We start from the raw sequence: 7893 nt of genomic DNA, 5'->3' as shown, positions 1-7893 counted from the left end.
TCCGATGCTCGACGGTGCGGCAATCGGCGTACACGTAGAACGCACCGTCGGGCATCACCGGCACCGCAAAGCCCAGCGATTCGAGCGCCGGCGCAATGAAGTCGCGGCGGCGCTTGAATTCAAGGCGGCGCGCTTCGTAGATTGCGATCGTGTCCGGTTCGAAGCAGGCCAGCGCCGCATGCTGCGCGAGCGCCGACGCACAGATGAACAGATTCTGCGCGAGCTTTTCGAACGCGCCGACCATGCCGGGCGGCACCACCAGCCAGCCCAAACGCCAGCCGGTCATGTTGAAATACTTGGAAAAGCTGTTGACGGTGATCACGTCGTCGCCGAACGAGAGCGCCGAGACCGGCTTCGCGTCGTAGCTCAAGCCCTGGTAAATCTCGTCGACGATCGTAAAGCCGCCGCGCGCCCGCACGGCCTTCACGATGCGCTCAAGTTCCGCCGGTTCGATCGACGTACCGGTCGGGTTCGACGGCGACGCCAGCAGCACGCCACGAGTGCGCTCGTTCCACAGACGCTCCACATCGGCGGCGGTCAGCTGAAAGCGTTCTGCCGGCCCGCTTGGCACCATCACCGGCTTGCCTTCGGCAGCGATCACGAAGTGACGGTTGCACGGGTAGCACGGGTCGGGCATCAACACTTCGTCATCGCGATCGACCAGGGCCGCGCAAGCGAGCAGCAGCGCGGCCGACGCGCCGGCGGTAACGACGATCCGCGCCGGATCGACGTTGACGCCGTAGACCTCCGCATAGTGTGTCGAAATCGCCTCGCGCAGCGCGTGCAGGCCGAGCGCATTGGTGTATTGCGTGACGCCGCGGCGCAGCGCGCTCGCGGCTGCTTCGATGACCGGTTCGGGCGCGGTGAAATCGGGTTCGCCGATGCCCATGTGGATGATGTCGCGCCCATCGCGCTCGAGTAGCGCGGCCTCCTTGGCCAGTTCCATCACGTAGAAAGGCTGAATGGCGTCAACGCGGGCAGCAAGCCGCATTAAGGGTTCGGTCACGGAGTTCATACGATCAATCCAGTTCAGTCAGAAGCAAAAGCGGGACGGCGCCTCGCGCATGGGTTCATGTGCGCAGCGGCGTCTTTGCAAGTGCCCAGCAATATGGGGCTGCATTGTTCAGTTTCGGGTTCAAACGGCCGTCGGACGATCCGGCGGACGGGGACCCCAACAAGCCGGTGATCCGGTGACCCACATGAGGCCACCTGCAAATCCGCGTGAGCGGCAACGCGCATGACCAGGTCACGCCCCTTGCGCTCAATGCTTGCGAGCCGCCTGCGTTTCAGCAGCGCGCAGTTGCGCCGACAGCTTGTCCAGCACACCGTTCACGTACTTGTAGCCGTCTGCGCCGCCAAACGTCTTGGCGAGTTCCACCGCTTCGTTGATGACCACGCGATAGGGGATATCGACGTGATTCTTCAGTTCGAACGCGGCGACCAGCAACACGGCGCGTTCAACCGGCGAAAGCTGGTCGATCGGGCGGTCGAGGCAGGGTGCGATATCCGCGGAAAGCGCTTCCGAATCGCGGATCACGCCGTGCAGGATGGCGTCCAGATGTTCGTGGTCGGCCTTGTCGAAGCCTTGCGCGCCGCGCAGTTGCGCGTCGATTTCACTGCCGGGCGAGCCCGACAGCAGCCACTGATAAAGCCCCTGCGTGGCCAGTTCGCGGGAGCGTCGGCGTGCGCTCTTCATGCCTCTTCCTCTTCTTCGTCTTCTTCTTCGTCGTCACCGCCGAGTTGCTCGAGCGCGACGGCGAGATTGGCCATTTCGACAGCGACGCGCGCGGCGTCACGACCCTTCTCGGTCATGCGCGCGACGGCTTGCTCGTCGTTTTCCGTGGTCAGCACGGCGTTCGCGACCGGAATGCCGAAGTCGAGGCCGATACGCGTGATGCCCGCGCCGCTTTCATTCGACACCAGCTCGAAGTGGTACGTCTCGCCGCGAATCACCGCGCCCAGCGCGATCAGTGCGTCGAATTGCGCGCTTTCGGCGAGCTTTTGCAGTGCCAGCGGGATTTCCAGCGCGCCCGGCACGGTGACCAGCAGCACGTCTTCGCCGGTCACGCCGAGGCGTTCGAGTTCTTCGATGCACGAATCCGCGAGGCCGTTGCAGACGGGTTCGTTAAAACGCGCCTGGACGATGCCGATACGCAGTCCGTCGCCGTCGAGATTCGGTTGATATTGTCCGATTTCCATGAGAATTCCGTAGTGTTTTGAGTTGGCGCTTAAGCGCGTGAATGGTCGGATCAGCCTTGTTGCGGAGCCTGTGCGATGCTGCCCGGCATGGGCACGAAGCCGGTGACTTCGAGGCCGTAGCCCGACATGCTGCCCAGCTTGCGCGGGTTCGACAGCACCTGCATCTTGCCGACACCCAGCTCACGCAGAATCTGCGCGCCGATGCCGTACGTCTTGAAGTCGACCGGCCGGCGTTTGAGCGCCTCGGCCTTTTCTTTCGAGTCGAACGCCTTGAACACGTCGACCAGATGTTCCTTCGAATCGCCGCAATTCAGCAGCACGATCACACCGAGATCGCGTTGGGCGATCTCTTTCAGCGCCGCATCCAGCGTCCACGAATGGGTGGACTTGCCGACTTCGAGCAGATCCAGCATAGATAGCGGCTCGTGCACCCGCACCGGCGTGTCGCGTTCCGCGCTCGGCGTGCCGCGCACCAGCGCGATATGCGGCTGGCTGCTCGGCTGGTCGAGGTACATGACCGCGCGAAACGCGCCGTGCGCGGTTTGCATGGTGCGCTCGCAAATGCGCTCGACGATCGATTCAGTGCGGCTGCGGTAGTGGATCAGATCCGCGATCGTGCCGATCTTCAGATCGTGCTCTTTGGCGAATTCCATCAGGTCCGGCAGGCGCGCCATCGTGCCGTCGTCCTTGATGACTTCGCAGATCACCGCGGCCGGCGTGAGGCCCGCCAGCGCGGTGAAGTCGCAGCCGGCCTCGGTATGGCCGGCGCGCACCAGCACGCCGCCGGGCTGCGCCATGATCGGGAACACGTGGCCCGGCTGCACGATGTGCTCGGCCTTGGCGTCCGGCGCGACCGCCGCGGCGATCGTGCGGGCGCGGTCGGCTGCGGAGATGCCGGTGGTGACGCCTTCCGCCGCCTCGATGCTGACCGTGAACGCCGTGCCGTACTGCGTGCCGTTGCGATAGGTCATCAGCGGCAGGTTCAGCTGCTTGCAGCGTTCCTGCGTGAGCGTGAGGCAAATCAGGCCGCGGCCGTAGCGGGCCATGAAGTTGATCGCTTCCGGCGTAACGAATTCGGCGGCGATCACAAGGTCGCCCTCGTTTTCGCGATCTTCTTCGTCGACGAGGATCACCATCCGGCCTGCTTTCAGTTCGGCGATGATCTCTTGAGTGGAGGCGAGCGTCATGTTGGCAAAATTTTTCGAAGAAAGCGCGTATTTTACGCCACGCGCGCGCCCAAGTCGCCTGCGCCGGACGGCATAGGACGTTTGGCGACGCAGCTGGGCGCTCTGGCGGCGGTTTGACGGGGGCGGCGTTGCTATAATTCGGCGCGCCCGCGAAGGCCGCCTCCAGACAACAATTTCCCCGCTCAACGTTCGAGACAGATCATGCCGCACTATCGCTCACGCACATCGACTCACGGCCGCAACATGGCCGGCGCCCGCGCCTTGTGGCGCGCCACCGGAATGAAAGACGGCGATTTCGGCAAGCCGATCATCGCCGTGGTGAACTCGTTCACCCAGTTCGTGCCGGGCCATGTGCATCTGCGCGACCTGGGCGCGCTGGTCGCGAAAGAGATTGAAGCGGCCGGCGGTGTGGCCAAGGAATTCAACACCATCGCAGTAGATGACGGCATCGCCATGGGTCACGGCGGCATGCTGTATTCGCTGCCCTCGCGCGAGCTGATCGCCGACTCGGTGGAGTACATGGTCAACGCGCACTGCGCTGACGCGATGGTCTGCATCTCCAATTGCGACAAGATCACCCCGGGCATGCTGATGGCCGCGATGCGCCTGAACATCCCCGTCGTGTTCGTGTCCGGCGGTCCGATGGAAGCGGGCAAGGTCAAATCGCCGACCGACGGCCAGGTGATCGCCAAGATCGACCTGATCGACGCCATGATCAAGGCGGCCGACTCCAAAGTCAGCGACGCCGAACTGGCCGAAGTCGAGCGCAGCGCCTGTCCGACGTGCGGTTCCTGCTCGGGCATGTTCACCGCGAACTCGATGAATTGCCTGACGGAAGCGATTGGTCTGGCGCTGCCCGGCAACGGCACGATCGTCGCCACCCACGCCTGGCGCAAAGGCCTGTTCGAACAGGCCGGCCGCCTCGTGGTGGACCTGTGCCGCCGCTACTATCAGGAAGAAGACGCGTCGGTTTTGCCGCGCAGCATCGCCACCAGGCAGGCATTCGAGAACGCCATGGCGCTCGACGTCGCCATGGGCGGTTCGACCAATACCGTGCTGCACTTGCTGGCCGCCGCGCAGGAAGCCGGCGTCGATTTCACGATGTCCGACATCGACCGAATCTCGCGCAAAGTGCCGTGCCTGTGCAAAGCGGCGCCCGCAACGGACAAATACCATATCGAAGACGTGCACCGTGCCGGCGGCATCCTCGGCATCCTCGGTGAACTGGCGCGGGCGGAGCTGCTGGATCTGTCGTGCGGCAACGTGCATAGCGGCACGCTGGGCAATGCGATTGCAAAGTGGGACGTCGCCGGCGGCGCGGGCGAAGAAGCGCAGAAGTTCTTCCGCGCGGCCCCGGGCGGTATCCCGACTACGGTTGCATTCAGTCAGGAAGCCACCTTCGCGTCGCTCGATACCGACCGCAAGACCGGCTGTATCCGCAGCAAGCAGGACGCGTATTCGAAAGACGGTGGCCTCGCCGTGCTGTACGGCAACCTCGCGGAGAAGGGCTGTATCGTCAAGACCGCGGGCGTCGACGAATCACAATGGATCTTCTCCGGGCGCGCACGTGTTTTCGAGAGCCAGGACGACGCGGTCGAAGCCATTCTGGACGACAAGGTGGTGGCGGGCGACGTGGTTGTGATCCGTTACGAGGGGCCCAGGGGCGGCCCCGGCATGCAGGAAATGCTTTATCCCACGTCGTATCTGAAATCGAAGGGCTTGGGCAAGACGTGTGCGCTGTTCACCGACGGCCGTTTCTCCGGCGGCTCGTCAGGGCTGGTGATCGGCCATGCGTCGCCGGAAGCAGCCGAAGGCGGCACGATCGCTCTGGTGGAAGAGGGCGATGTGATCGAGATCGACATTCCGAACCGCAAGATGCATCTGGTGGTGTCGGACGAAGCATTGGCACGCCGCCGCGAAGCGATGGAAGCGCGCGGCGACAAGGCCTGGATGCCGGTGGATCGTGAACGCGTGGTATCGCAGGCGTTGCAGGCTTATGCGGCGCTCGCCACATCCGCCGACCGCGGCGCCGTGCGCGATCTCTCGCAATTGAAGCGCAAGTGAGCATCAATCACTGAAGCGCAAGCTACTGGCTCGTTGAAGCATGAGCCGTGAAGATGGGGCAGCGTTCGCAATGAACGCTGCCCTTTTTCATTCCAATTACTTCAATGGCTGCTGGCTGTTCTGCGAAGCACTGAGCATCCGCTCCACATGCCGCGCAATTATGTTGAGTCTGACCGCAAACGCTTGCCCCTCAAGGAGAGGGCGTCGGAAATGCTTGCGTATACCGTCACAAATACCGTCGCGTTGCTGTGCCTGTAGCGAGACGTCGGTAGACGGCTGCGAACGGACGCAAGTGTGCATCGACAGGCAGAACTCGACCCTGAGCCGACGTTCGCACTCCTACGAAGCGGACATTGATTCAACGAACGTCTTGAAGACGAGGCCATGTTGTCGCCATTCCGCCATGACAATATCGACATGCTCGTAAGCCACCGCTCGTTCGCGAAGCCGGGGCCCCGCCACGCAGTGAAATCCGCCCACTGCTCGACGAAACCGATCGTTAGCGGGCCCGCTACGATTGTCCCGGGCCTTCTTTGCTTAGGTATTGTCTTTTTCGTATAGGATGGCAGGCGTATTCGATCCAGATCGCTAAAAATACGCGCGAGGTTCCGCTGACGAAACATTTTGTTATAGCTAAAAAACTAGGGCTTGCCGAATGAACGTTTTCGATACAGCAATCCAGACTTTCCTGACGCACAATGCTCTGAGCTCCGACACGTTGAACGACGCGATAAGACTCATCGCGGGCCTGAACACATTCAAAGGTTTCGTGCTCGTACCCGTATTGTGGTGGATATGGTTCAAACCCAGTCAGCGCGGTGAATGGGAGCGTGAAATGGTTATCGCGACAATCGCGAGCGGCCTTCTTGCGCTCGCAATATTCAGAGTTTCTGCCCATTCTTTGTCATTTCGGATACGGCCTCTCTATAACCCTGAGCTGCACTTGCATTTTCCATCGGGTGATCTGGGAGCGGCCGTGCTGCCTAACTGGAGTTCCTTTCCGAGTGACCACGCGATGCTATGGATGTCGATCGCGACCGGGATTTTTCTCATCTGGCGCAGCGTCGGCGCGCTTGCACTTTTGTACACCGCGATCTTCATATGCCTGCCGCGCGTTTATCTGGGCTGGCATTATCCAACCGACATAGTCGCCGGGGCGGCGATCGGAATGACCATCACCTGGATAATGACTCGGGACGCTGTTAGAACCCGTTTTGCAATGCCAATCCTGCGATGGATGCACAGATTTCCCGGGCCCTCTTACTCGTTTTTGTTTGTTGTATGTTTTGAACTGGTAACCCAGTTCGAGGAGCTACTAGTTCTCGGGCGGTCGGTTTTGAAATGGCTGTAATTACGCGGGGCTACCACTGGCAACAGTCTGGGCTTCAGCGCAAGCATGACAGATGACTGATTTGAAAACGTACGCGAATCCGGGCTGACACTGTCCAGGAGCGGGCGCGGGCGCCATGAACTATCGAGACAAAGGTCGGCTAATGGCCGGTTTCGATCTGATAGAGGCGAGTGCAGCGATCTTTTTCGCGTGGCTGTTCAAAGTTACTTCGGCGGCGCAGTGGCTGCGCGAAGCCGATGGTCTGCTGATTACTGCCGGCGCCAGCATGGGTGTCGATTCGGGTTTGCCAGATTTCCGTGGCGCGGAGGGTTTCTGGCGTGCTTACCCCGCGCTGCACGCCGAGGGCGTTCACTTCGAGGACATCCTGCCAGGCTTTCGAGCGCAAGGCGTTCTTGCCATCGAACCAGTGCTGCGCGGTGGCCTCGAACGTGTCGCCGAAGGAGGCGTTGAGGGCGAGTTTTTCGAGTTTTTGTGCGTTGCTGGATCAATGCCGCCGGCAAGCAGTTGTTTGGCTTCCCGATTGCGCTCGCGAGCCTGGGAGAGTGTCATGGCAGGATACTGCCCGTGAACAACGGTGCCCCTTCGGCCGCCGATTCGATAGTCGGTTCGGTACGACTTTGTCTTCGTAGTGACGTACACGTAGAGTCCGCTTCCGTCGGGCAGTTTCAGAGGTTTGCCATCGGTTGCAGCACGGTTTATTTCAAGTGCGGTCAGAGCCATTTGAGTCGTTCAACATTGAAGTTTTCGATGTTGAAACGATACCGATTGGCGATAGAGTCGTGTTGGCTAAATAACTTTGAAAAAATATTCGGATTTTGAATATAGTAGGTGACAAAATGAAGAGGAGGGGCTTATTTGAGGGCGGAGAAAAAGACGAGGCGGGACTTTGATGGGCTAGGCGAACGCAGGCGTGAGGCGATGACTCTGCTCGATGACGGGGTGTCGCAAGCAGACGTCGCGCGGGAGTTCGGTGTGACCCGGCAAACAGTGTCGCGCTGGGCGAGGTTGAAGGAGGCGTATCCGGATGATGAACCGTGGCGCAGGCGAGCATTGGGTCGCCCCGGGGGCTTAAACGATGAGCAGACGACGTCA

General features: G+C 61.2%; 8 protein-coding genes and 1 pseudogene. 4 read left to right on the top strand and 5 right to left on the bottom strand.

The window, feature by feature from the left end; translation table 11 throughout:
• The 4 genes from QOC89_RS20345 to ribBA all read right to left on the bottom strand — a co-directional run.
• Positions 1–1015, bottom strand: a 1015-nt coding sequence (locus QOC89_RS20345; RefSeq protein ID WP_323046665.1) for a pyridoxal phosphate-dependent aminotransferase, incomplete at its 3' end; no start/stop codon positions are given.
• 246 nt (positions 1016–1261) lie between these two features.
• Positions 1262–1696: a transcription antitermination factor NusB gene (gene nusB, locus QOC89_RS20340; RefSeq protein WP_323046664.1), complete on the bottom strand. Its 435-nt coding sequence runs from the start codon at positions 1694–1696 to the stop codon at positions 1262–1264.
• Positions 1693–2199: a 6,7-dimethyl-8-ribityllumazine synthase gene (gene ribH / locus QOC89_RS20335; RefSeq protein ID WP_006050161.1), complete on the bottom strand. Its 507-nt coding sequence runs from the start codon at positions 2197–2199 to the stop codon at positions 1693–1695. Before ribH ends, nusB begins: the two co-directional genes overlap by 4 nt.
• 50 nt (positions 2200–2249) lie before the next feature.
• Positions 2250–3386 carry a bifunctional 3,4-dihydroxy-2-butanone-4-phosphate synthase/GTP cyclohydrolase II gene (ribBA, locus tag QOC89_RS20330; protein WP_323046663.1) on the bottom strand — a complete coding sequence of 379 codons (1137 nt, stop codon included), beginning with the start codon at positions 3384–3386 and terminating at the stop codon, positions 2250–2252.
• 201 nt (positions 3387–3587) lie between these two features.
• Between ribBA and ilvD the strand changes: the two genes are divergently transcribed.
• From ilvD to QOC89_RS20315, 3 genes and pseudogenes are all read left to right on the top strand, one after another.
• Entirely contained in the window at positions 3588–5450 is a 1863-nt protein-coding gene (gene ilvD / locus QOC89_RS20325) for a dihydroxy-acid dehydratase (RefSeq protein WP_323046662.1), read from the top strand.
• 655 nt (positions 5451–6105) lie between these two features.
• Positions 6106–6801, top strand: coding sequence for a phosphatase PAP2 family protein (locus QOC89_RS20320; protein ID WP_323046661.1), 696 nt, complete (start codon positions 6106–6108; stop codon positions 6799–6801).
• A gap of 142 nt (positions 6802–6943) precedes the next feature.
• Positions 6944–7165 (top strand): annotated as a pseudogene (locus tag QOC89_RS20315) (NAD-dependent protein deacetylase); the annotation flags it as partial.
• On the opposite strand, the gene QOC89_RS31935 reads toward QOC89_RS20315, so the two are convergent.
• Positions 7150–7521: an Arm DNA-binding domain-containing protein gene (locus QOC89_RS31935; RefSeq protein WP_416340429.1), complete on the bottom strand. Its 372-nt coding sequence runs from the start codon at positions 7519–7521 to the stop codon at positions 7150–7152. The pseudogene QOC89_RS20315 and the gene QOC89_RS31935 overlap by 16 nt on opposite strands.
• A 135-nt stretch (positions 7522–7656) precedes the next feature.
• Here QOC89_RS31935 and QOC89_RS31930 point away from each other — a divergent pair.
• A partial coding sequence (locus QOC89_RS31930; protein ID WP_416340428.1) for a helix-turn-helix domain-containing protein occupies positions 7657–7893 on the top strand: 237 nt, incomplete at its 3' end.

The organism is Paraburkholderia sp., from assembly GCF_034668105.1.
Lineage (GTDB): Bacteria > Pseudomonadota > Gammaproteobacteria > Burkholderiales > Burkholderiaceae > Paraburkholderia.
Note: the sequence above shows the minus strand (reverse complement) of the source record. Positions and strands in the feature narration are given on the sequence as shown.